Here is a 22,603-nt window from a genome sequence, read left to right on the forward strand (position 1 = left end):
CGCCCCGCCACTGCGCGGCGTTGTGCGCTTCCCCCGCACAACGCGCGGGCCTAGGCGCGCGGGCCTTCCCCGGCGGAAACAGCCGCCATGGCAAGCAGCACTGACAGTTTCACCGGGGTCGACCTCAGCCGTCTGCCCGCACCCGATGTGATCGAGGCGCTCGATTTCGAAACCCTGCGCGCCGCGTGGATCGCGGACTTTCAGGCCAAGTTTCCCGCCTTCGATGCCACCGTCGAAAGCGATCCGATCGTGAAGCTCTGCGAGGTGGGGGCCTACCGCGAGCTCGTGCTGCGCCAGCGGGTCAACGATGCGGCCCGCGCCGTCATGGTCGCCTATGCGCGCGGCGGCGATCTCGATGCGCTGGGCGCGCTGTTCGAGGTCGAACGCTACATCGTCACCCCGGCCGATCCCGGCACCGGCACCCCCGCCGTGCTCGAAAGCGATGAGGATTTCCGCCGGCGCATCGTGCTCGCGCCCGAAGGCTATTCGGTCGCCGGGCCATCGGGGGCCTACATCTTCCACGCGCTGGGCGCCTCCGCCGATGTCGCCGATGCCAGCGCCACCAGCCCCTCGCCGGGCGAGGTTGTCGTCACGATCCTCGCCCGCAGCGGCGATGGCACGCCGTCTGAAGGCCTGCTCGATACGGTGGAGGCCGCGCTCACCGCCTCCACCGTCCGCCCGCTCACCGATCACGTCACCGTTGCCGCCGCCGAGCTGCTGGAATTCACGATCGAGGCGACGATCACCTTCCGCGCCGGGCCAGACAAGGCCGTGGTGCTCGCCGCCGCACAGGCCGCCCTTGACGATTACCTCGCCGTCTCGCGCCGTCTGGGCCGCTCGGTCACCCGCGCGGGGATCATCGCCGCGCTGTTTGCCAGCGGCGTCCAGAATGTCGCGCTGGCCGATCCTGCCGATGATCTGGTGCCCACCGCGCTGCAGGTGGCCATCTGCACCGGCATCACCATCATCGATGGCGGCACGGCGTCCTGATCGATGCCGCCCGCCCTCTCCATCCTGCCGCCGAACAGCACCGCGCTCGAACTGGCGACCGATCTGCTGGCCGCCCAGCGGCTCGATGGCATCGGCTCCCCGCTCCGCACGCTTTGGTCCGCGCAGGATTGCCCGGCAGAGCTGCTGCCCTGGCTCGCCTGGGCGCTTTCGATCGATCAGTGGGATCCGGCATGGCCCGAACGCACCCGGCGCGCCCGCATCGCGCAGGCCATCGCGGTGCAGCGGCGCAAGGGCACGCTCGATTCGGTGCGCCAAGTCATCGGCACCTTCGGCGGCAACATCACTTTGCGCGAATGGTGGCAAATCACCCCGCCCGGCACCCCGCACACCTTCGATGTCACCCTGTCACTGCCGGCGGAAAGCGAAGGCACCGCGCCTTCCTCCGCGCTGGTCGATGCCGTGGTGGCAGAGATCGAGGCGACCAAGCCGCTGCGCAGCCACTTCACCTTCACGCTCGCCCAGCGTGCCCGCGCGGGCATCGGCCTGCGCGCCGTCTCCCGCCCGGTGACTTACGCGCGCCTTGCCGTGGCCAGCCCGGTCGATCCCGCGCCCGCCCCCGCCTTCTCCCTCACTCTCAGAGGCATGCCGCTGTCCCTCGGCGGCGATGTCCTCACGTTCGGAGCCTGATATGCCGCTCAACCTGATCGTGACCGATGAAGGCCGGGGACGGCTGCTCAATGCCCAGCTCACCGGCACCGATGCCGTCACCATTGTCGAGGCCGGGCTTTCCGCCAGCAGCTTTACCGCCAACCCCGGTATGACCGCACTGCCGGGCGAGATCGCGCGGGTGGCAACCGTGGGCGGCACCGCCACGGCGGAGGACACCATCCACGTCTCGATCCGAGACGATGGCGGCGCGGCCTACAGCCTGCGCTCCTTCGCGCTCTATCTCGATGATGGCACCCTCTTCGCGATCTACGGCCAGTCCTCGCCGATCCTGGTGAAGACGGCGGATAGCGCTGCCCTCATCGCGGTCGATTGCATTTTCGCCGATATCAACTCCGCCGAGCTGTCGTTCGGCGCCACCAACTTCCTCGATCCCGATGCAACCACTACCCGCAAGGGCCTGATCGAGATCGCCACCAATGCCGAGGCGCAGGCCGGGGCCGATACCGTCCGCGCCGTCACCCCCGCCGCGCTTGCCGCCGCGCTCTTGCCCCTCCTCCTCGCGCGCGATGGCGCTGGCTCGGGCATCGATGGCGACTTGCTCGATGGCCAGCAGGGCGCTTGGTACGCTGATATCGCCGCCCGCCTCGGCTTCACCCCGGTCAACCGCGCAGGCGATACGATGACTGGCCAGCTTGCGCTGGTCGGCGATCCCACCCTTGCCGCCCACGCCGCGCGCAAGGCCTATGTCGACAACATGGTCGCCGCCGCCGCGATCCTCGCCCGCCTGCTCACCGTCGATGGCGCGGGCTCGGGCCTCGATGGCGACTTGCTCGATGGCCAGCAGGGCGCATGGTACGCTGATATCGCCGCCCGCCTCGGCTTCACGCCGGTCAACCGCGCCGGCGATACGATGACCGGCCAGCTCGCGCTTGTTGGCGATCCCACGCTGCCCGCCCATGCCGCGCGCAAGGCCTATGTCGACAACATGGTCGCCGCCGATCGCATTCTCTTCAGACTGCTAACCGTCGATGGCGCGGGCTCGGGCGTCGATGCCGATCTGCTCGATGGCCAGCATGCCAGCGCCTTCGTGCCGCTTAGCGCCTTCAGCACCGGCAGCAACGCCAATGGGCGCTGGTGGAGGATGCCGGACGGCGCGGGCAACACCGTGCTCGAACAGCACGGCCGGGGCACGGGGACGAGCGGCCAGCAGACCGCCACCATCACCTTTCCCAGCGCGTTCTCCAGCACCGACTATGATCTCCAGCTCACCGCGATCATCCCCGGCGTCGGCGATTACGATAACTTTGTGCAGGAGGTTGATGGCACCCGCACCGTGAACGGCGTCACCGTCTATGCGCAGGACCCCTCCAGCGGCGGCTCCGGCAGCCTCTCCGGCTTCCGCTGGCGCGCCAAGGGCTATTGATCCTCGAACCTGAGTAAGATCCATGAAAGCCACGATTGGCCGCTACAATGCCGCCGCACGCACCGTCGCCGTTAAGTTCGAGCACCTGGGCGTTGTCCACCGCCGCCCCGTCAACGCCTGCCACAAGAGCGATGGCAAATACGATGCAGAGGCTACCGGCGCGCGCGTCGCCGAACTTGCAGCCGGCGTGGCGCAAAAGATCGAGTTCGGTGCGATCAAGGGGGACTAACCTCTGCTCCCTAGTCCGCAGATTCACAAGCCGTCCCGGTTTCAGACCAAAAACATGATTGGGGTCAGGCGCCCGGCAATCCTTTCCATTCCTGAAAAACACTGCGTCAGTGCTTACAAGAGCATAACTCCACCGACCAACCAAGTGCCTATAATCGGGACATACAATAGTTTATCCGCAGCATCGACTCTTCCATTTTGGAGATATATTTCGATTCTCCGAAGCGAATCAACAAGCTCCGGAGATTCCTATGCTCGGCGTACTCAAGGTCGGATCAGAGTTCCTCGTCAACACCGAGACCGCAGGTGGGCAAGGCGGACCCACGATTACTGGCCTCGCGAATGGCGGCTTTGTAGTGACGTGGACCGATAGCAGCGGGACGTTGGGAGATTCCAGCTACACTAGCGTCAAGGCCCAGATTTTTTCTGCTGACGGCACTAAATTTGGTAGCGAATTTCTGGTAAACACCACGACAATTGGCTACCAAAGACAACCTACTGTTACCACGCTTACAAATGGTAACTTTATTATTACATGGAATGATTTTGATCTTTCGGTAAAAGCGCAGCTCTTCCAATCAGACGGCAGTCGAATTGGCAACGAGTTTTCAGTGAACACGGAATTGAAGGGCTATCAAATTGACCCGCAAATTACGGGACTGAAAAATGGAGGTTTCGTTGTAACTTGGTATGATACGAGCTTAACGTTAGGTGATTCAAGCAGCTACAGCATTAAGGCACAGGTCTTTAACGCCGATGGCACGAAAGTTAGTGGCGAGTTCCTGGTCAATACTACAACCAAAACGGACCAAACCAACGCCAGAGTCACCGGACTGACCAATGGCGGGTTCGTGATCTCGTGGGACGACAAGAGCGGGCTTAATGGCGACAGCAGCGGCTTGAGCGTAAAAGCGCAGGTTTTTGCGGCTGATGCCACTAAGGTTAACAGCGAATTTTTGGTCAACACACAAACAGCGGGCGATCAAGCCTACTCGAGTATCACTGGTCTGACGAATGGCTCTTTCGTCGTGACATGGACAGACTTAAGCCGAACGCTCGGCGACTCGAGCCTGGAAAGCATCAAGGCGCAGATTTTTTCTGCTGATGGCATGAAGATCGGCAATGAATTCTTGGTCAATACACAAACATCGAGCGGCCAAGCTCTGCCCAAGATCACAGGTCTACAGAATGGCCAGTTCGTAATCACATGGGTCGATTTCAGTGGTACGTTGGGCGATCCAAATGGTGCAAGCATCAAAGCGCAGGTCTTCAACGCCGATGGTTCGAAAGTGGGCGGGGAGTTCCTGGTCAACACCAACACGGGAAACAACCAGAACTTACCGAGCATTACCGCCCTATCGAATGGCGGCTTCGTTGTCGCCTGGGGTGATGAAAGCCACACTTTGGGCGACTCAAGCGATTCCAGCGTCAAGGCCCAAATGTTCGGCTGGGGCTCCTACCCTGTCATTACCTCCAACGGGGGCGGCTACCTCGGATCCGTATCGATCAAGGAAAATACCACTGCGGTCACCAAGGTAACCGCAACCGATAGTGATCCCGGCACTACGCTGACGTACTCCATCGCTGGCGGCGCTGATGGAGCCCTGTTCAAGATTGATCCTGCGACTGGCGATCTTTCTTTCAAATCTGCAGTCAATTTTGACACTCCTGGTGATGCAGATGGCAATAACGTCTATGAGGTGAAGGTTCGAGTTTCGGACGGGTCTCTGGCGGACTGGCAGGAGATCTCCGTCACGGTTACCAACGTCAACGAAGCGCCGGTAATCACCTCAAATGGCGGTGGGGCGACAGCGACCTTGTTGGTGGCTGAGAACGGCACGGCGGTAACCACGGTCACGGCGAATGACGTCGATCCTGGCACCACCCTGGCCTACTCGATTGTCGGCGGAAGCGACGCGGGCCTCTTCAAGATCAACGCACAAACCGGCGCACTTACTTTCGCGGCCGCACAGGACTTCGAAGCCCCAAAGGATGCAGGGCTGAACAATGTCTATGATGTCATCGTGAAGGTTTCGGATGGCCAGCTGACTGATACCCAGGCTCTGGCGATCACCGTCACCGATGTGGTCAATGAAGTGCTCACCGGCACTTCGGCCGCCGATACGCTGACCGGGGCCGGCGGTAATGACACGCTTTGGGGCGGCGTCGGCAACGACAAGCTCATCGGCAATGGTGGCAACGATGGGCTCAACGGCGGAACCGGTGCCGACATCATGGATGGCGGCACCGGGCACGATACCTACTTCGTGGACGATGTTGGCGATCAGGTGATCGAACTCGCAGGGAACGGTAGCGACACCGTAAAGGCGAGCATCAGCTACACGCTTGGGTCTGCCGTCGAGAACCTAGCCCTCACAGGCGCAGCAAACCTGACCGGCACGGGCAACGATCTCTGGAACACCTTGATAGGCAATGATGGCGACAACCTCCTCACGGGGCTCGGAGGCAACGACACCATCAATGGCGGCGCCGGGAGCGACACTCTGCTTGGTGGCCTTGGAAAGGATGTTCTTACGGGCAGCACCGGCCGAGACTTCTTCGTTTTCAACACGGCTCCGGCAACCGCCAACGTTGATACCATCACGGATTTCAACGGGAGCGAGAACGACAAGGTCCAGCTCAACAAGACGATCTATAGCGGTATTTCCCACACGGGAGCGCTTACCACAGACGAGTTCTACGCGGCGGCCGGTGCGACTTCGGCCCACGATTCCACAGATCGGGTGATCTACGACACGACCACGGGCAATCTCTACTACGACGCTGACGGCATGGGCGGCGTTGCGGCGGTGCAGATCGCGCTAATGGGAACAGTCAATCACCCTACGCTGATTTATACCGACATTCAGATCGTTGTGTGATCTGGGTCTTGGGCAACGCATCTCGTCTTTAGCGATCAGCGCGGGATAAAATCCAGCAACGCCATCGGCACGCGTTGTTCCAGTTAACGGCACAACGCGCGCGGGTGGCGCGGCGGGCCGGGCTCGGTCTTTGTGCGCCTCATGCGCAGCCCCGAATCCACCCCCAGCGATCCTGACGAGCTGATCCGCTTTGGCCGGATCGCCTCGGTCGATCTCGTCGCCGCGCGCTGCACCGTCACGCTCGATGAAGATGGAGCGACGGGTGAGGCTGTCACCGGCCCGATCCGCTGGATGGAAGGCCGCGCGGGTGCCACCCGCATTTGGTCGCCGCCCAGCGTGGGCGAGGAAGTCATCCTGCTCTGCCCCGGCGGCATGATTGGCAATGCCGTGGCGCTGCGAGGGCTTGCCAACGCCGAGAATCCCCCGGCCAGCAGCACGCGCACCGAAATGATCAAGTTCGCCGATGGCGCGGTGCTATCCTACAATCCCGAGGGCCATGCGCTGGCCTTCGCCCTGCCCGGCGGGGCGACGCTTGCGATCACCGCACCCGGCGGCATCACCATCGAGGGCGATATCACGCTCACCGGCAGGCTCACCGCCAGCGATGATGTGATCGCCAGCGGCAAGAACCTCAAGACCCACACCCACGGCGGTGTCTCGGCAGGCAGCAGCCTCACAGGCGCGCCGTCATGACCTCGCTGACAGGCATGGACCGCAGCACCGGCAAGGTGCTTTCCGGCGATGCGCACCTCGCGCAGTCCATCGGCGATATCATCTCCACGCCGCTCGGCACCCGCCCTATGCGCCGCGAATATGGCTGCCTGCTGCCCGAGTTGCTCGATCGCCCGCTCACCCGCGCCACGCGCCTCCTCGCCTCGGTCGCCATCGCCATGGCCGTGGCCCGGTGGGAACCGCGCGTGATCGTCCGCAAGGTCGAACTCGGCGGCGAACTGGTGCTGGGGCAGCTCAAGGTCACCATCATCGCCGCGCGCGCCGATCAGGCTGCCAACGCCCTCACCCGCCTCACCATCCCGCTCTCGCCTTCCACCTGAAACCCCACAGGAGCCCGTCATGCTGCACGGCATCAAGACCAACGTCCTCACCGAAGGCACCCGCGCCATCGCGGATAGCTCGACGGCCGTCATCGGCCTGATCGGCACCGCGCCCCTCGCCGATGGCGATGTGTTCCCGCTCGCCACCCGCGTGCTGATCACCGATGTGCGGGCTGCGCTGGCCGATATCGGCACCACTGGCACGCTCCCCGCCGCGCTCGCCGCCATCGCCGATCAGGCCAGCCCGGTGATCGTGCTGGTGCGCGTTGCTGTTGATGAGGAAGACCAGGACGCTCTGGTGAACGCCGGCGCGGATCTCCTGCTTTCGGCTGAAACCCAGCTCGCCGTGCGCCCGCGCATCATCGGTGCCCCCGGCCTCGATACCGCGCCGGTCACCGCGCATCTTGTCACCATCGCCAAGGCGCTGCGCGGCATGGTCTATGCCGCCGCAATCGGCGCGAATGTCGCCGATGTGATCGACTATGCCGCAGACTTCGGCGACCGCGAGCTGATGCTCATCTGGCCGAACTTCACCGGCGGTTTCGCGGGCGATGCCGTGGCCCGCGCGCTCGGCCTGCGCGCCCAGATCGATCAGTCGCAGGGCTGGCACAAGACGCTCTCGAACGTGGTGGTCGGCGGCGTCACCGGAATCGCAACGGACGTGACCTTCGATTTCCAGAGCGAGACCACCGATGCCGCGCTGCTCAACACTGCTGGCGTCACCACGCTGGTGCGCTTCGGCGGCGGCTTCCGCTTCTGGGGCAACCGCACCCGCAGCGAGGAACCGCTGTTCGCCTTCGAAAGCGCCACCCGCACCAGCCAGGTGATCGCGGATGAGATCGCCTATGGCCTCGCGTGGGCGGTGGACAAGCCGATGACCGCGCGTCTGGTCCGCGATATCGCGGACACGATCAACGCCCGCCTGCGCAAGCTGGTGAGCCAGGGGCGGCTGATCGGCGCCAAGGCCTGGTACGATCCCGCGCTCAACAACCCTACCGATCTCGCCGCCGGCAAACTGGTGATCGATTACGATTTCACCCCCGCCGCGCCGCTCGAGGGGCTCGAACTCAACCAGCGCATCACCGATCGCTACTACGCCAACCTCGCCCAGCAGGTCGCCGCGTAAGCGCGCCCCACAACCCCTTTTCGGAGCATAGGCCATGGGTTTCCCCTCCAAGCTGAAGAACCTCAACTTCTACATCGATGGCTCCGGCTATCTGGGTGAGATAGAGGAAGTCGAACTCCCCAAGATCATGCTCAAGGTCGAAGATTTCCGGGGCGGCGGCATGCTCGGCCCGGTTGATATCGACATGGGGCTCGACAAGATCGAGCTGGGCATCACCATGGCCGGGCTCATCGCTGGCGCGCTCCGCCAGTTCGGTGCCCCCGCCGTCGATGCCGCGCTCACCCGCTTCGCCGGGGCCTATCAGAACGACCAGACCGGGCAGGTCCAGGCCGTGGAAATCGCCTGCCTTGGCCGCTGGAAAGAGATCGACTGGGGCAACGCCAAGGCGGGCGACAACACCCAGCACAAGTACAAGCTCGGCTGCAGCTACTACAGCCTCACCGTCGACGGCGTGCAGTGGATGGAGATCGATCTCGTCAACGCGATCTTCGTCGTCTTCGGCGTCGATCGCTACGCCGAGATCCGCGCCGCGATCGGAGCCTGACCAACTTCCTCCCGGTGGCTGGCGGGCACGCCGGGAGGGAGACCTTCTGCCCGCTGAAACGAAAGGCCCGCTGCCATGACTGACTTCAACACCCTGCCACCGCCTGTCACTGCCCTGCTGACGCTTCAGAACCCGATTGTTCGCGAAGGCGGGCCGATCACCGTGCTCACCCTGCGCAAACCCAAGGCGAGCGAGCTGCGCGGGCTCAATATCCAGAGCCTTATGGTGGGCGATGTCACCTCGGTCATCACCCTGCTGCCGCGCATCTCCATGCCGATCATCACCGCGCACGAAGCCGCCCAGCTCGAAGCGGAAGACATCGCGGAGGCGGCAGGGACCATCCATCTTTTTTTCGTGACCTCGGCACAGAAAACTCTGATCGAGGAAGCGATGGGGGCCTCAGCGCCGAGAGCATGATGGCCGATATCGCTGCCATCTTTCACTGGCCGCTAAGCGAACTGGCGGCGCTGGATCTGGCAGACCTGATGACGTGGCGCGGCCTCGCCATCGATCGCTGGAACCGCATGAACCGAACGGAGTAACCCGGTGGCCGACAACAAGCTCTCGCTGATCGTGTCGTTCGTCGGGCAGGACAAGCTCTCCGGCGCGCTGCGCAGCATCATCGGGCTGGGCCGCAGCGGCACGCAGGCGCTGCGGCCCATGTTTGCCGAGGCAAAGAAGCTGAAAAGCGAGATGGCCGATCTCGACCGCGAGATCGCCAAGGCCACCGGCAACGTCACCCCTCTGATCAGCCGGCAACGCGCGCTGGCCGATGCCATGGCGCGCGTGAACACCCAGATCGAGCGGCAGAAGCGCATCAACGTGATCGATGGGGAAAGCTCCCGCATCGCCGCGCGTGGGCAGGGCCTGAAGGCGAGCGGCGCTTCGAACGTGATCGGCGGGGCATCGCTCGCCGCACCCTTCATTCTCGCCGGCAGCGCAGCTATGAGCTTCTCCAGCGGCATGGTCGATATCCAGCAGAAGGCCGAGCTTTCCAACGCCGAAACGGCGCAGATGGCGCGCAATATCCTCGCTGCCGCCCGCGCTGCCCATGCGCTGCCCGAGGATCTGCGCGGCGGGGTGGATGTGCTCGCCGGCATGGGCCTCGATCCGCGCCAGGCCGTGGCCATGATCGGCCCGATCAGCCGCCTCGGCACCGCGTTCAAGGTCGATATCGCCGATGGCGCGAATGCCGCGTTCTCGAACCTCAACAACCTGAAGGTTCCGATCAACGAGACCTCCCGCGCGCTCGATATCATGGCCGCCGGCGGCAAAGCGGGCGCATTCGAGGTGCGGGATATGGCGCAATACTTCCCTGCGCTCACCGCCTCGGCCCGCGCGCTCGGGCAGCAGGGCGTAAGCGCCGTGGCCGATCTCACCGCCGCGCTACAAATCGCCCGGCGCGGCACCGGCGATTCCGCCACCGCCGCCAACAACGTCCAGAACCTGCTGGCCAAGATCAACAGCAAGAGCACCGCGCAGGCCTTCCAAAAGAACTTCGGCGTCGATCTGCCCAATGCCCTGAAGCGCGCCTATGCCGAAGGGAAGACCCCGCTCGAAGCCATCGCCGATATCACCAAGAAGGCCACCGGCGGCGATCTCTCCAAGCTGTCGTTCGCGTTCGAAGACATGCAGGCGCAGGGCGCGCTCCGCCAGCTCATCCTCGACATGGGCGATTACCGGAAGATCCGCGACCAGATCTCGACCGGCTCCGCCGGCACGGTCGATGCCGCCTTCCGCCAGCGTGAGGCGCAGGATGCCAGCATCGCGTGGCAGGCCTTCAAGGGCAGCGCCTCCGAGCTGGCGATCACGCTCGGCACCACTGTCCTCCCGGCGGGGACTCGAGTCCTCGGCATGGTCAACAGCCTGATGATGGGCGTGGGCCAGTGGGCGCAGGCGAACCCGAGGCTGGCCAGCGGCCTTACCACGCTGGTCACCGCGCTGATTGCCACCCGCATCGGCTTCGGCGCGCTGCAATATGCGCTCGGGGCCGCGCTGGGGCCGTTCTCCACCCTTTGGGGCGTGGTGATGAAGTGGCGCGCACTGGGCTCGCTCGCGGCCGTCTTCCCGCAGGTGGCGCAGGCCTTCGGCGTGCTGCGCATGGCCGCGCTGTTCATGGCGCGCGGCATGATGCAGGCGGGGCTTATGCTGCTCGCTAATCCGATGGTTCTCGCCGTGGTCGCGATCGGCGCGGCCGTCGCCCTCGTCGCCTATCTGGTCTATTCGAACTGGGGCAAGATCCGGACTGCGTTCGCCACCGGGTGGCAGTGGGTGAAGGATACGCTCTCCGCCGGGCCGGGCTGGCTTTCCAATCTTGGCTCCATGATGATGAGCGGCCTGCTCTCGATGATCGATCCCTTCGGCCTGCGCAACCGGCTGCTGGAGGTAGCGCGCAACGGCGTGAACGCCTTCAAGGCCTTCTTCGGCATCAAGTCCCCCTCGCGACTCATGATGGCCATGGGCGGGCACATGACAGCCGGTCTGGCCTCCGGCATCGATCAGGGCGGCAGGGCTCCTCTGCGCGCCATGGGCCGCATGGCGGGCGCCGTGGCAGGCGCTGGCGCGCTCACCCTCGCCGGGCCGTCCTTCGCCGCCCCCGGCCCCGCCGGCGGCGCTGCAGGCGTGCGGGGCGGCCTGACAATCGGTTCGATCGTGATCCACCAGCAGCCGTGCGAAGATGCCGAAGCACTTGCAGACCGGATCATCCGCCGAATCAAGGCTGAACAGGCCCGCTCCCGCCGCTCAAGCTTTCAGGATGACTTCTGATTGGTTCTGTTGGACCAAAGCGAGATTTATGGCTTCAACAATTGAAGACCAGAAAACGGATCTTTTGACGTCAATTGATCAGTAGAAGCCGAAAGTCCTGATGACCTCATACCGCCTGCACCAATGCTGTGGGGAACGACAAAATCAATTCGGAGCAAGAGCGTAGTCTGCGCAACCCGTTCGACCTGGGAAAGCAGTCGCAAAAAGCGTCATGTCCTCAATCTTCGCCATACGCATGCTCCAATTGCCGATCGCCGAGGAATTGGCCGTAGCGGGCTTGCGCTGGCTTTCTAGCCGCAGATTCATCAACCATAATGGCTGACCCGTTGAAACTGAAGGAGAAACTAGCCGAGCGAGAAAACTGATGCTCTTGTCATCCTGGCGGACAAAGCACCCTGAGCGAAATGACAAAGCCGACAACTTCTCCGCGACAAACCGCGCATTTGCAGATTCGTCAAGCGCAGCTAGCCCAAAGTCGGGATCGAGGTCGATTGTCGGATGTGGCGCGAGAGAGAGCATGGACTGATACGCCCGAACGCGGACCTCACTGGAATCAGACTGCGCCATGATCTGGAACAGTGCACTCATGAATGTGCGAAGAGCAGGTTCGCTCAGATCGGCAAGCCCAGGCTTTGGATCAACGACGGTGCCCCGTCCTACATCCGAAGATTGATCCGTGGAGTCGCTAATGGCTTGGCTAGGTTCTGGAAGCTTAAGGCCATAGACGGCGAAGGTTCCCATCCACTTTTTCAAGCAGTTTGTCTCGCGCAAATCTGCTCGGAGGATACCGCCCGCGCTCATGAGCGAGGCCCACATCATTGCCGCTACATCATGTGAGTTGGTTCCCTGCGCAAGAACTGCCGCTTCGACAACACTGCAGACAGCCTCGAAATCGGCTGGTTTGATATCGACCTGCTGCAATCTGTCGAACTGGCCAGAACTAGCAGCCTGCAATTGCGCGCGGACTTTCTTGCCTGCCAACTGACGAAGCAGGAGATCGTTTGCCGAGCCAACATCGGTACGCCCCCGAAAGGGGAACAGCGGCCGCTGATCGGCGAATGGAAAGTCGCCAAAGATACTTGCCCGCCGCACCAGCTGGAACGTAATTCGGCCCGACCGATCTTGTTTTGAAGGGTCAAAACCGAACGTGAAGTCCGCCCCGGCGTTTTTTTCAAAGCTAAAGCCTAGCTCAAGCTTGCTGTCACCATTAGTGTCGAAGTTATTAGCGATGTCTTGCTCTATAGGCTTTAGCGCAGCAGAAGCTGTATTCAATCCAGCAGAGACAAGAAATCCCGAAACTCCAAACCCGGTTGCCACCGATACAAATTTATTGAATGTGCCCAGTATGTTCGAGGATTGATCCCTCGATGATCTGTAGGTCAAAATTACTCTTATCGGATTTGAATCTGTATCCAGCGCAAAATATGGTGTCGCCTGCTGCATGTCTACAAAAGCATTACTAGACTCTATTTTCAGCCCTTTTCTTTCATCAATTGAAAACATCGACACCGGTATAATCGCAATTTTGTTTGATCCTTGATAAACTTCGGCAATCAAAGCACCGCTTTTTGTATTAGACATAAAGAACCGGCCAATCCAATTCTTCCAATTTCGCTTTCCCGCCTTTACGGCTTGCTCGGTCACCGAGGTTGGAGGAGAGATCTGCACATATATCGCGCCGTAGTCCGCGTCCGTTCTCACTTTCTCTGGCGGTGTCAAAAGGCAGGCGTGACCAGACAGGTCATCGATACAACCTGTCAGAACTTGAATGTCCTGGGCTTTAGCAGGTGCGGCCAAAGCAAAACAGGCGAATGCAAGAACAAACTTACTACGCATAGAGTTTCCCTTCGCTCCAACCCGGCTCAGATAATCTTCGTGGACAGTACCAGACTGACAGACCGGAGATCATGCTCAAAACGGATTAATGCCAATAGTCCTATCATCAGATAGGCCAAAGGCCTCCGCGGTTAGAGGACCAACGTATCTCCAATCGGCAACTTCGCCAGGTGACATATCGACCGAAGCAGATCCCGCCACGAACGCCATGTCGCGCCCAATCCGAAGATGGCGCTGTTTGTGATGCTCTTTATCTTCAGGTGGCAAAGATGCCCTAGAAATCGCGAGCCGTCGCCGAGCAGCACTGGCACCTGCCGGGAGTGCCCGAATAGCGGCCTCTGCGGCCACTAAATCAGTCGTATACTGCGTACCGCGGTCCAGAAAGAACACCCAATCGATCTCGGAAATGGGTAGACTGAGCTTAGAGTAAACACTTGCAAGCCGAGCAGCGACGTTCTTGTTCTGAACTGCGTATTTTGCGTCATAAGCCGCTATAACGTCTTTATCTGAGCCCAGAATCTGAAACGCGGCAGGCCATAGGCTGTATCGATCATCAGCACAGAATTCGCTCTCCAAATCGCGTTGCGCTGAGGCTGTCAAAGGCCTAGGAAGCGAAAGAAGCAGATCTGCACCACGCTTGCCAGCCGACACGGGCCTGTTTTTTGCACAATAGTCTTTTCGCCAAGCATACTTTGCAGGCGTAGCGAAAGCAGTAGAAGCAAAGGCCGCCCTGACCTTCTCTGCTCCACCCGGCTGCTTGATCACGGTCTGTATGATCGCCTGAATTTCTCCCCCCTGCGCCAATGTAGCGCCGAACGGACCCCACGTTCCATAAGCATATGGGTCCGCTGGTTGCCCTACGTTCCAGAGAAATCGCGTATAGTCTGTGCCCTCATAGTTGTAGGTAATCACCCGGCTTCTGTCAGCGATGGATGGAAATGGCTCATTCATCAGCTTTGACCATAGCTGAGGCGTAAGCTTACGGGCAAGATCCGGTCCATCGCTCGTCTCATACCCCTTGCAGCGTCGAAGGCGCGCAATGCCGTCAGCGGTATTTGAACCCAGCTTCTGATCTACCGAGATTGTCTGCACTCCGCAGGAAACGAGGGCCTTAGCCAATTCCGCTTGGAAGCGCCCCAATGGCCAGGCCGCTGATGTCTTGACCATAGGCGAAAATTCAACTGTCTGGCCACCTGCTCGGTTGCCACACATAATAAGCAAAGATGCAAAAATGGCGAGATACACCCGCTGTTTCATAACCCCCCCCACAAGGCGAATCAGGTTGAACCAGTATGACCGAATTTGCATCTCCCGCCATAAAATCCTGCAAGGTTCCTTTACCACTGATCAGCACATTATCCGATCATAGCGCCCCTAATTCTCAATACTAAAACCCGGGTCGCTAATTTCTCGCTTTTCGCGCCCGAGATCGCCTGACGCATTTGTTCCAAAAACTCGCAGAAAAATTCATCAATCACTTAATTCTTAATTCTTCGTAATTTTTCTAGTATTTAGAAATATTCATCGCTTATTTCATAGATTGTGATTTTTAGTCGAACAACTACTGAACCTTGATTACAGGCCTTCAAGGTATTAACTTTACGCCATGCTCGCAGCCCTTGGCCTCTTCGTCTTCGATACCGACACCACGCTGTTCGAAAAGATGCAGCGCGAGCGGGATTGGCGGCACCCGCGCACCGATCGTTTCGGCGCGCGGCCGGCGGCGCAGTTTGCCGGGCCGGGTGAGGACCGCGTTACCCTGTCCGGCACGCAGGTGCCCGAGCTGGTGGGCGATTACTACGCCCTAGAAACCCTTGCCCAGATGGCGGCAGAGGGCGAGGCATGGCCGCTGGTCGATGGCTACGGCAACGTGATCGGCACCTTCACGATCGAGCGGCTCACCGAAGACCGGGGCAACCTCCTCGATCGGGGCGAGGCGCGCCGCAATGATTTCACCATCGAACTCAGCCGGGTGGATTGATGGCCAGCGTGCCGCCCCAGACCGCGCCGTTCGTGCAAGCCCGCGCCGCCTGGCGCGTCACGCTCGATGGGCAAGACCTCACCGCCACCTATGCCCCGCGCCTGCTGTCCCTGCGGCTCTCCGAGAAGCTGGGCGAGGAAGCGGATGAGCTGGAGATTGCGGTGGATGATAGCGACGGCCTGTTCGCGCCGCCGCCGCAGGGCTCCATCCTCACCGTGGCGCTGGGCTGGGATCGCGGCTCGCAGGTCTCCACCGGGCTGGTCGACAAGGGCAGCTTCACGGTGGATGAGGTGAGCTGGGAAGGCCCGCCGGACAAGGTAACGATCACCGCCCGTAGCGCGGATCTGAAAGGCGATTTCCGCAAGCGCAAGACGCGCATCTGGCAGGGGCAGACGGTGGGCGCGGTCATCGGCCAGCTCGCCGAGGATAATGGTCTCCAGCCCCGCTGCCACCCCGATCTCGGCGAACGCGGCGTAGGCGTGGCAGAGCAGCACAACAAGTCCGACATGCAGTTCCTGCGCGATCTCGGTCGGCATCACGATGCCGTGGCCACGGTCAAGGCGGGCTGCCTCATCTTCGCCCCGCGCGGCAGCGCCACCACGGGCACCGGCAAGGCCATCCCCGCCGCCGTGATCCCGCGCAGCCGCTGCGCCGAGGCGAGCTGGCGCCGCTCGAGCCGCGAGAAGGATCAGGACGGTGCCGAAGCGCAGTGGCACGATCCCGACGAAGGCAAGCGCAAGACCGTGCGCGTGGGCGGGACACGCAAGAAGCGGCTCAAGGGGATCTACGCGAGCGAGGAAGATGCAGCCACCGCCGCCCAGTCCGAATTGGGCCGCCAGAAGCGCGCCAGCGCCACGCTCGAAGTCACCCTCGCCTGGGGCAACCCGCTGCTCACCCCCGGCACGCCCATCGAAGCCACCGGCTTTCGCGCCCACATCGACCGCGAAAGGTGGCAGATCGCCAGCGCCGATCACACGATGGATTCGAGCGGCCTGAAAACCCGGCTGAGCATGGAGTTAAACGCTTAGCATAGCAGGGCCTAATTAACAGCATTGCTGAAGCCATCAAAGAACTCTTGAAGCACAGAATTCAGGACCAATACCCGATCAAGGGATAAATCACATTCGACAACCTGTCCATTAACCGTATTTTGATACCTGTTTCCGACAATAACGTCTGTCATACCCAAGTATCCGCCCTCAAGTATGTCAAAGTCGCTTGACGTGCTCTCTCGGGCATACGTGCGTTCCTTTTTTTCCGGGGTCGATTGTAGTTCGCCTGCATGCGCTACAGAAAGGCGAAGGCTCTCAATCGAAGGAAACTCGGTCCTGAACCGTTTCCGAGCGCTCGCAAGCTTATCATAATCCACAAATTTGGAAAATTCAGGAGCAATGTGTTTGAAATGAAGTCCTTCCATGACCTTGCACAAATGGTAAAGTGCCATCGAGGCTTCTCTCCCGCCCATAGGCATCCAGTCCATCATTAAGGACCGGCCACTAAAGTCTCGATCAAAATTACTCGAATAGGCGAATAGCGCGACGCTCGCGGCAAACTGTCTTGCAAAGCGAGATGCTTCCTCAAGTCGCCCAAGAACAAACTTTACTGCGGCACGTTCCTCGATTGGAGCCCGGGCTAAGGTGATCGGCGGAGCCTTCGGCGGGAGGAACTGATCCGGTAGTTGAACGTCCATCGGCTTCCCTCTTCTTGATCCGCACAGTGTCGGTTTGCCACTTTTGCGTCAGATGCCTGCGTACATGCTCAACAGGCCCCTGCTTGCGTCGCCCCATACCGAGCCTGGCTTACCGTGAACTTCTCCCCAGCAGACGATGAGAGCTGCTCGACCAGCCCCTTGCACGAGAAGCCCGACATGTTGAGGTACTGCTTCGCGCTGCGGGCAGCCTGTTCTTTCCAGTCGATATCAAGGCTATCTACCGCAGCAGTGGCATCGGCAACATCGAAGCCCTCGCCAGCCGAGGAAGAGAGCTGATCGATCAACCCCATCCGCGAAAAACCAGACATCGAGATGTACTGCGATGCCGACCGCGCCGCATTCTGCTGGGCGAAGGTCAGCGAGCTTGTTGGTTCTGCGGCAACGATAGCAGCAGGGGTAGATGGTGCGGCTTCGGTCTTGCCTGAGGCAGGCTCGACGGTTGTTGGCTGGGTTGTGTTCTTCTCTGGGGAAATACTGCCCCAGAGATAGATCCCCCCAACAATAGCCACCAGAACCGCGCAGCCGAAATTTCGGCCGTCATTTGCCGCCTTGAGACGCCGCGCGACTTGTTCGGGAGTGTACTCGCCTTGGCAAAAGGGACATCGCGATGCGGAGGCGTCAATGTTCTTCTTGCAGTACTCGCATTTGGTTTTTGTCCCCATCTGCCCCTCCGAATCCTAGAATCACATCTTCCGAAAGAACGCCACCACCCGCCCGAGCACCTGCAGCTCACCGTCGTGTGCGACCTGATCAGGGATCGCCGGATTGTCAGAATGCAACATCACGCCGCCGCCCTTTGCGGGGCTGATCCGCTTCACCATGCCCATGCCGCCATAAGCGACTGCCCAGACCTTAGCGGCGATGTTCACAACCTTCTGCGAGGTATCGATCAGGAGCACATCGCTATCGAGCAAGGTGGGGAACATTGAATCGCCGATGCCCTGCGCGAAGAACAGCTCCTCGGGCCGCGCGCGGGTGTGCTGGCGGATGAAATCCCGCCCGAACGGCCGCATCGTCTCGGTTACCGGCATATCCAGATAGGTGGCGCCGAAACCGAACGTGAGATCCAACTCGCGGATCTCGACAACGTCCGACAGGCCAGCATCGTCTTTCGGGATTCCTCTGAAATCACGCCGCATGCCAGGCAGCTGATCGGGGATATCCGTCACGCCGGTGAGAAAGTCCGGTGTGGTTCGAAGCGCTTGCGCGATCTCGACCAAATGGTTGGTCCGGCGCGTCTCGCCACTGATCAACCTGCCGATCGACGGCTGCTTCATTCCGGCCGCACGCGCAAGAGCGCTCTGGGACAAGCCCAGATCGCGCATCCGCCCCTCGATTCTCTTGCCGATCACCTCCGCCATGTCTGCAGTCTATGCAGACACGTATAGCACCGCACCCAACTTTTACGTTGATTATCTATACGCAAATGTATAGTTAGAGCGCTATGGACGTTGAACCATCCCGGTACGAAGCACTCCTTCAGGCCCGATCCGCTTACCCGAGCGATCAGGCGATGGCCCACGCGCTCAGCGTGTCGCAGCCGACAGTCTGGCGCTGGCTCAATCAGTCTCGGCAGCTTCCCGCCGAGAAGGTTCTCCTCGTTGAGGAACTCACCGGCGTTTCGCGCCACCATCTTCGCCCCGATATCTATCCGCCAGATCTGGGCCCATCGCCCCGCTGGCACGGCGTAGATGGCGCAGTTCCGTATGTCGCTTTCAATCTGCGAACCGGATTGCAGGATCGCGCCGCATGACCAAACGCCGCGAACCTCTCACCTTCCACCGCGCGCTCACCGTCATCGCGGCGCGCATTGGGTGGGACAAGTGCGCCATGCTGGTGGGCCGCAGCGAGCGGCTTGTGCGCATGTGGTCTGATCCCGATGCGGACAGCGAGATCTCGATCATCGATGCCCTGCGGCTCGATAGCGCATACCTCGGCTCGGGCGGCGATCATGCGCCGTTCCACCAGGTCTTCACGCTGCAGCTCGAACTCGCCACGCGCGATGCGACTTGCCCCGATCTCGCCATCGCAGCCGGCCGCGCCGCGCGCGAAAGCGGGGAGGCGATCAGCGCCCTGATCGATGCCGCCACCACCAACGATCCCGCCAAGCGCCGCACCGCGCGGCGCGAAGCGGAGGAAGCGATCGAGGCGCTGACAGACGGCATCGCCGCGCTCGATCGGCATGGCGCGGCAGAGGGATGAGCGCGATGGGGGGAGCCTGGGACACTCACGAGAGCATCGGCGTTGAGCCCGCGATCGTGGAAATCACCGATATCGCCGATCAGCCGAGCAAGTCCGGCGCGCTGCGCTGCCCGCATTGCTCCTGCATCGGTCGCCGCCGCACGAGCCGCGAGATCACGCCGACGCACCGCGAGATCTACTACCAGTGCAGCAACATGTTCTGCGGCCACGCATGGCGCGCCAGCGAGCATTACGATTGGGGCCTGACCCCCAGCGCGATCCCGAACCCCAAGGTCGATCTGCCCTTGCGCGTCCCCACCCGGCAGGAGGTGCTCGAAATGCTGCGCCCCGCAGGGGACCCGAGCCAGCCCGAACTCTTCGGCCCCGGCTCCAGACCCTTTGAACCGCCCGGCTAAGCCCGGCCCGCCTTCCTACCAAGCCCCGCCCGCTATCCGCCCACCGGACCCCGCTTCCGGTGACGCCCTCTCTTTGCCCGCCGCCTTCCTGAAAGCCCCCATTTTTCATGCGCGACGATATCCGCACCGAAGTTCTGGCCAACATCAAGCGCGACTATAAGTTCGACGCGGAGAAGGGCGATTGGCTGCAGAAGGGCCGCTGCCCCCAATGCAACAAGCGCGAGCTTTATACCTCTAGCACCAAGCCCTGGGTGCTGCGCTGCGGGCGGCAAAACCGCTGCGGGTGGGAGGGCGAGGTCCGCGACCTCTATCCCGAGATCTTCGACAACTGGTCGAACCGCCACCAGCAGACCGAGACGAACCCCAACGCCGCCGCCGATGCCTATCTAAGCCATGCGCGCGGCCTCGATCTGCGCCTCCTGCGCGGCAGCTACAGCCAGGAAACCTATCACGACCGGGGCCGCAACCTGTCCTCGGCCACGGTGCGCTTTCTGCTCCCCGGCGGCAGCCACTGGGAACGCCTGATCGATCAGCCGGGCCGGTTTGAGAAGAAGGCCCATTTCGCGTGGGGCAAAAGCTACAAGGGCCAGTGGTGGCAGCACCCCGCGCACACGATCGAGCAGCTTGCCGCCGCCAAGGAAATCTGGATCGCGGAGGGCATTTTCGATGCCGCCGCGCTGGTGCAGGCCTTCGGCGGGGCCGAGCTGCACGATGCCGGCCTCGCCGCCGTTTCTGCGATGTCGGTGAACAACTATCCCGAGATCGCGCTGGATGCCCTGCGCAAGGCCATCGCCAACGGGCCGACGCCCACGCACCAGCCCCGTCTCGTCTTTGCCTTCGATATCGGGAAGGCGGGCGCGGACTACACCCGCAAATACGTTAAGCGCGCGCGCGATGAAGGCTGGGAAGCCACCGCCGCGCAGCCCCGGCCCGAGGGTGAGGACGACAAGCTCGATTGGAACAACCTGCTGGTCCGCGAGCGGCTGACGAAGAAGCACCTCGAGGAATACCGCCAGAACGGCGCGGTCCTGATCGCCGCCGATGCCTTCGAGAAGGCATGGATGATGTGGCAGCAGAAGGAGCGCACCAGCTTCCCGCTCACCTTCCAGAACGAGATGTACTGGGCGGAATTCAGCCCCAAGAAGATCGCCGATACCTACAAGGAATTGCAGGAAAACCCGGACTGGGAAGATCGCGATCCGAAGGAAATCCGGCAGGAAGCCGCCGAGCAGGCGGGTGCGATCACCCGCATCTGCAACGCCAGCTTCCGCACCCTCTATTTCCAGCGCAACCCCGCGACCGAGGAATCGCTCTACTACCTGCGCATCGATTTCCCGGTCGACAAGCCGCCGGTCAAGGCGGGCTTTTCCGGCGGAGCGATGTCCGCCAGCGCCGAGTTCAAGAAGCGCATGATCTCGGTCGCCTCGGGCGCGGTCTGGCGCGGCAGCGGCGAGCAGCTCGATCGCCTGCTCGAAGCGCAGACCCGCCGGATCAAGACGGTCGAGACCCTCGATTTCACCGGCTACGACCGCAGCCGCGAAGTCTATGTCCTGGGCGGCATCGCGGTGCGCCGGGGCCGGGTGTTCGAGCTCAACGAAGAGGACTTCTTCGACTTCGGCGATTGCAGCCTGAAGCTCGCCACCACCGAGCGCCTGCTGGAGATCGATTACGACAGCCAGAAGGTGCCGACCGACTGGTTCCCGGTCCTCATCGATGCCTTCGGTGAGAACGGCCTCATCACCACCGCCTTCTGGATCACCAGCCTCTTCGCCGAGCAGATCCGCGCGGAGACCAAGAGCTTCCCCTTCCTCGAAATGTCCGGCCTGCCCGGCACCGGCAAATCGACCGCGCTGGAGTTCCTCTGGAAAGTCACCGGCCGCGAGAATTACGAAGGCTTCGATCCCACCAAGGCCACCGCCGCCGCGATCGCGCGCAACCTCGGCAAGGTTTCCAACCTGCCGGTGGTTCTGATCGAGGGCGACCGCAGCGATAGCGCGCCGCATTCGCGCCGGTTCGAGTGGGAGGAGCTCAAGAGCCTCTACAACGGCCGCGCCACCCGCAGCCGCGGCGTCAAGAACGGCGGCATGGAGACGTTCGAACCGCTGTTTCGCGGCGCGATCATCATCGCCCAGAACGATCCCGTCATGGCGACGCCAGCGGTGCTCGAACGCATCATGGGCCTGCACTTCGACAAGAGCCGGTTCAGCCCGGAAACCAAGGCCGCAGCCGAAAAGCTGGAGCGCTGGCCGGTGGAGGAGCTTTCCGGCTTCGTCATCCACCTGCTGCGGCGCGAGGCCGATTTCATGAAGATCTGGCGCGATTGCTACCCGCGCTATTTCGACGAGCTGCAGCGCACCACCGGCGTGGGCAACGTCCGCCTGCTGCGCAACCATGCCCAGCTCGCCGCCGGGCTCACCGCCATGCGCTGCATCCTGAAGATGTCCGAAGGGCTGCACCGCGCCGGCCTCGAATTCATCGCCGAGATGACGCGCCAACGGCAATTGGTGACATCGAGCGAACACCCGGTGGTCGAGAAGTTCTGGGCGATCTTCGATTACCTGGTCGAGATCGAGCCGCCCGCGATCGAGCGCCCGCTCAACAATAGCCGCAAGCCCGAGAGCGAGATCGCGGTCAACCTGCCGCAGTTCTTCGAACGCTGCCGCGCGCACGGCCAGACCCCGCCGAGCGAGGACGATCTGCGCCGCCACCTGAAGGCCAGCAAGGGCCGCAAGTTCATCACGCAGAAGAGCGTGAACAGCCCCAGCGGCAAGTTCTTCCACTGCTGGGTCTTCCAGCGCCCGCTCTCCGAAAACCCGGTCATCTGAAGAAGGAGCATA

At 61.9% G+C, this 22,603-nt stretch carries 23 protein-coding genes; 18 read left to right on the plus strand and 5 right to left on the minus strand.

The window, feature by feature from the left end; translation table 11 throughout:
* Positions 1-87: 87 nt before the first annotated feature.
* The 12 genes from ACODS2_RS05745 (at position 88) to ACODS2_RS05800 (ending at position 11,641) form a co-directional block, all read left to right on the plus strand.
* Positions 88-990 (plus strand): baseplate assembly protein, encoded by a 903-nt coding sequence (locus ACODS2_RS05745; protein ID WP_488997955.1) that lies wholly within the window; start codon positions 88-90, stop codon positions 988-990.
* A gap of 3 nt (positions 991-993) precedes the next feature.
* Complete coding sequence (locus ACODS2_RS05750) at positions 994-1,638, plus strand: phage tail protein I (RefSeq protein ID WP_488997956.1); 645 nt, start codon at positions 994-996, stop codon at positions 1,636-1,638.
* Between the two features lies 1 nt (position 1,639).
* Positions 1,640-3,043 (plus strand): hypothetical protein, encoded by a 1,404-nt coding sequence (locus ACODS2_RS05755; protein ID WP_488997957.1) that lies wholly within the window; start codon positions 1,640-1,642, stop codon positions 3,041-3,043.
* Between the two features lie 22 nt (positions 3,044-3,065).
* A complete protein-coding gene (locus ACODS2_RS05760) occupies positions 3,066-3,272 on the plus strand; it encodes a hypothetical protein (protein ID WP_488997958.1) in 207 nt (68 codons plus the stop codon).
* 250 nt (positions 3,273-3,522) lie between these two features.
* Positions 3,523-6,153: a cadherin domain-containing protein gene (locus ACODS2_RS05765; RefSeq protein ID WP_488997959.1), complete on the plus strand. Its 2,631-nt coding sequence runs from the start codon at positions 3,523-3,525 to the stop codon at positions 6,151-6,153.
* 141 nt (positions 6,154-6,294) lie between these two features.
* Complete coding sequence (locus ACODS2_RS05770) at positions 6,295-6,846, plus strand: phage baseplate assembly protein V (RefSeq protein ID WP_488997960.1); 552 nt, start codon at positions 6,295-6,297, stop codon at positions 6,844-6,846.
* Positions 6,843-7,205: a GPW/gp25 family protein gene (locus ACODS2_RS05775; RefSeq protein ID WP_488997961.1), complete on the plus strand. Its 363-nt coding sequence runs from the start codon at positions 6,843-6,845 to the stop codon at positions 7,203-7,205. The genes ACODS2_RS05770 and ACODS2_RS05775 overlap by 4 nt, the downstream gene beginning before the upstream one ends.
* A gap of 19 nt (positions 7,206-7,224) precedes the next feature.
* Positions 7,225-8,331: a phage tail sheath subtilisin-like domain-containing protein gene (locus tag ACODS2_RS05780; protein ID WP_488997962.1), complete on the plus strand. Its 1,107-nt coding sequence runs from the start codon at positions 7,225-7,227 to the stop codon at positions 8,329-8,331.
* 34 nt (positions 8,332-8,365) lie between these two features.
* Positions 8,366-8,875: a phage major tail tube protein gene (locus ACODS2_RS05785; RefSeq protein ID WP_488997963.1), complete on the plus strand. Its 510-nt coding sequence runs from the start codon at positions 8,366-8,368 to the stop codon at positions 8,873-8,875.
* A gap of 75 nt (positions 8,876-8,950) precedes the next feature.
* A complete protein-coding gene (locus tag ACODS2_RS05790; RefSeq protein WP_488997964.1) occupies positions 8,951-9,292 on the plus strand; it encodes a phage tail assembly protein in 342 nt (113 codons plus the stop codon).
* Positions 9,289-9,417 (plus strand): GpE family phage tail protein, encoded by a 129-nt coding sequence (locus ACODS2_RS05795; RefSeq protein ID WP_488997965.1) that lies wholly within the window; start codon positions 9,289-9,291, stop codon positions 9,415-9,417. Before ACODS2_RS05790 ends, ACODS2_RS05795 begins: the two co-directional genes overlap by 4 nt.
* 4 nt (positions 9,418-9,421) lie before the next feature.
* Positions 9,422-11,641, plus strand: coding sequence for a phage tail tape measure protein (locus tag ACODS2_RS05800; RefSeq protein ID WP_488997966.1), 2,220 nt, complete (start codon positions 9,422-9,424; stop codon positions 11,639-11,641).
* A gap of 144 nt (positions 11,642-11,785) precedes the next feature.
* Here the strand turns inward: ACODS2_RS05800 and ACODS2_RS05805 are convergent, their stop codons facing one another.
* Positions 11,786-13,477: a hypothetical protein gene (locus tag ACODS2_RS05805; protein ID WP_488997967.1), complete on the minus strand. Its 1,692-nt coding sequence runs from the start codon at positions 13,475-13,477 to the stop codon at positions 11,786-11,788.
* Positions 13,478-13,552: 75 nt separating this feature from the next.
* Positions 13,553-14,734 carry a hypothetical protein gene (locus ACODS2_RS05810; RefSeq protein WP_488997968.1) on the minus strand — a complete coding sequence of 394 codons (1,182 nt, stop codon included), beginning with the start codon at positions 14,732-14,734 and terminating at the stop codon, positions 13,553-13,555.
* A gap of 349 nt (positions 14,735-15,083) precedes the next feature.
* Here ACODS2_RS05810 and ACODS2_RS05815 point away from each other — a divergent pair, with 349 nt between their 5' ends.
* Positions 15,084-15,458 (plus strand): phage tail protein, encoded by a 375-nt coding sequence (locus tag ACODS2_RS05815; RefSeq protein ID WP_488997969.1) that lies wholly within the window; start codon positions 15,084-15,086, stop codon positions 15,456-15,458.
* Positions 15,458-16,486, plus strand: a complete 1,029-nt coding sequence (locus tag ACODS2_RS05820) for a contractile injection system protein, VgrG/Pvc8 family (RefSeq protein ID WP_488997970.1) — start codon at positions 15,458-15,460, stop codon at positions 16,484-16,486. The genes ACODS2_RS05815 and ACODS2_RS05820 overlap by 1 nt, the downstream gene beginning before the upstream one ends.
* 11 nt (positions 16,487-16,497) lie before the next feature.
* Here the strand turns inward: ACODS2_RS05820 and ACODS2_RS05825 are convergent, their stop codons facing one another.
* From ACODS2_RS05825 to ACODS2_RS05835, 3 genes are all read right to left on the minus strand, one after another.
* Positions 16,498-17,148, minus strand: coding sequence for a hypothetical protein (locus ACODS2_RS05825; RefSeq protein ID WP_488997971.1), 651 nt, complete (start codon positions 17,146-17,148; stop codon positions 16,498-16,500).
* Between the two features lie 68 nt (positions 17,149-17,216).
* Positions 17,217-17,831 (minus strand): Ltp family lipoprotein, encoded by a 615-nt coding sequence (locus ACODS2_RS05830; RefSeq protein WP_488997972.1) that lies wholly within the window; start codon positions 17,829-17,831, stop codon positions 17,217-17,219.
* A gap of 21 nt (positions 17,832-17,852) precedes the next feature.
* Positions 17,853-18,530 (minus strand): S24 family peptidase, encoded by a 678-nt coding sequence (locus tag ACODS2_RS05835; RefSeq protein WP_488997973.1) that lies wholly within the window; start codon positions 18,528-18,530, stop codon positions 17,853-17,855.
* An 83-nt stretch (positions 18,531-18,613) separates the two neighbouring features.
* Between ACODS2_RS05835 and ACODS2_RS05840 the strand changes: the two genes are divergently transcribed.
* The 4 genes from ACODS2_RS05840 to ACODS2_RS05855 all read left to right on the plus strand — a co-directional run bounded on the left by ACODS2_RS05840 (position 18,614) and on the right by ACODS2_RS05855 (position 22,591).
* Complete coding sequence (locus tag ACODS2_RS05840; protein ID WP_488997974.1) at positions 18,614-18,922, plus strand: transcriptional regulator; 309 nt, start codon at positions 18,614-18,616, stop codon at positions 18,920-18,922.
* On the plus strand, positions 18,919-19,371 hold the full coding sequence (locus tag ACODS2_RS05845; protein ID WP_488997975.1) for a hypothetical protein: 453 nt from the start codon (positions 18,919-18,921) through the stop codon (positions 19,369-19,371). Before ACODS2_RS05840 ends, ACODS2_RS05845 begins: the two co-directional genes overlap by 4 nt.
* 5 nt (positions 19,372-19,376) lie before the next feature.
* Positions 19,377-19,766, plus strand: coding sequence for an Ogr/Delta-like zinc finger protein (locus ACODS2_RS05850; protein WP_488997976.1), 390 nt, complete (start codon positions 19,377-19,379; stop codon positions 19,764-19,766).
* Positions 19,767-19,873: 107 nt separating this feature from the next.
* Positions 19,874-22,591 carry a toprim domain-containing protein gene (locus tag ACODS2_RS05855; RefSeq protein WP_488997977.1) on the plus strand — a complete coding sequence of 906 codons (2,718 nt, stop codon included), beginning with the start codon at positions 19,874-19,876 and terminating at the stop codon, positions 22,589-22,591.
* Positions 22,592-22,603: the final 12 nt, after the last annotated feature.

Source organism: Novosphingobium sp. FG137, from assembly GCF_057809735.1.

Bases quoted from the DNA above. Each gene is read 5' to 3' on its own strand.
- ACODS2_RS05805 (WP_488997967.1), bottom strand. From the start codon at position 13,477: ATGCGTAGTAAGTTTGTTCTTGCATTCGCCTGTTTTGCTTTGGCCGCA.
- ACODS2_RS05765 (WP_488997959.1), top strand. From the start codon at position 3,523: ATGCTCGGCGTACTCAAGGTCGGATCAGAGTTCCTCGTCAACACCGAG.
- ACODS2_RS05775 (WP_488997961.1), top strand. From the start codon at position 6,843: ATGACCTCGCTGACAGGCATGGACCGCAGCACCGGCAAGGTGCTTTCC.
- ACODS2_RS05845 (WP_488997975.1), top strand. From the start codon at position 18,919: ATGACCAAACGCCGCGAACCTCTCACCTTCCACCGCGCGCTCACCGTC.
- ACODS2_RS05820 (WP_488997970.1), top strand. From the start codon at position 15,458: ATGGCCAGCGTGCCGCCCCAGACCGCGCCGTTCGTGCAAGCCCGCGCC.
- ACODS2_RS05810 (WP_488997968.1), bottom strand. From the start codon at position 14,734: ATGAAACAGCGGGTGTATCTCGCCATTTTTGCATCTTTGCTTATTATG.
- ACODS2_RS05840 (WP_488997974.1), top strand. From the start codon at position 18,614: ATGGACGTTGAACCATCCCGGTACGAAGCACTCCTTCAGGCCCGATCC.
- ACODS2_RS05785 (WP_488997963.1), top strand. From the start codon at position 8,366: ATGGGTTTCCCCTCCAAGCTGAAGAACCTCAACTTCTACATCGATGGC.
- ACODS2_RS05750 (WP_488997956.1), top strand. From the start codon at position 994: ATGCCGCCCGCCCTCTCCATCCTGCCGCCGAACAGCACCGCGCTCGAA.
- ACODS2_RS05795 (WP_488997965.1), top strand. From the start codon at position 9,289: ATGATGGCCGATATCGCTGCCATCTTTCACTGGCCGCTAAGCGAACTG.
- ACODS2_RS05815 (WP_488997969.1), top strand. From the start codon at position 15,084: ATGCTCGCAGCCCTTGGCCTCTTCGTCTTCGATACCGACACCACGCTG.
- ACODS2_RS05855 (WP_488997977.1), top strand. From the start codon at position 19,874: ATGCGCGACGATATCCGCACCGAAGTTCTGGCCAACATCAAGCGCGAC.
- ACODS2_RS05770 (WP_488997960.1), top strand. From the start codon at position 6,295: ATGCGCAGCCCCGAATCCACCCCCAGCGATCCTGACGAGCTGATCCGC.
- ACODS2_RS05830 (WP_488997972.1), bottom strand. From the start codon at position 17,831: ATGGGGACAAAAACCAAATGCGAGTACTGCAAGAAGAACATTGACGCC.
- ACODS2_RS05835 (WP_488997973.1), bottom strand. From the start codon at position 18,530: ATGGCGGAGGTGATCGGCAAGAGAATCGAGGGGCGGATGCGCGATCTG.
- ACODS2_RS05825 (WP_488997971.1), bottom strand. From the start codon at position 17,148: ATGGACGTTCAACTACCGGATCAGTTCCTCCCGCCGAAGGCTCCGCCG.
- ACODS2_RS05745 (WP_488997955.1), top strand. From the start codon at position 88: ATGGCAAGCAGCACTGACAGTTTCACCGGGGTCGACCTCAGCCGTCTG.
- ACODS2_RS05850 (WP_488997976.1), top strand. From the start codon at position 19,377: ATGGGGGGAGCCTGGGACACTCACGAGAGCATCGGCGTTGAGCCCGCG.
- ACODS2_RS05790 (WP_488997964.1), top strand. From the start codon at position 8,951: ATGACTGACTTCAACACCCTGCCACCGCCTGTCACTGCCCTGCTGACG.
- ACODS2_RS05760 (WP_488997958.1), top strand. From the start codon at position 3,066: ATGAAAGCCACGATTGGCCGCTACAATGCCGCCGCACGCACCGTCGCC.
- ACODS2_RS05755 (WP_488997957.1), top strand. From the start codon at position 1,640: ATGCCGCTCAACCTGATCGTGACCGATGAAGGCCGGGGACGGCTGCTC.
- ACODS2_RS05780 (WP_488997962.1), top strand. From the start codon at position 7,225: ATGCTGCACGGCATCAAGACCAACGTCCTCACCGAAGGCACCCGCGCC.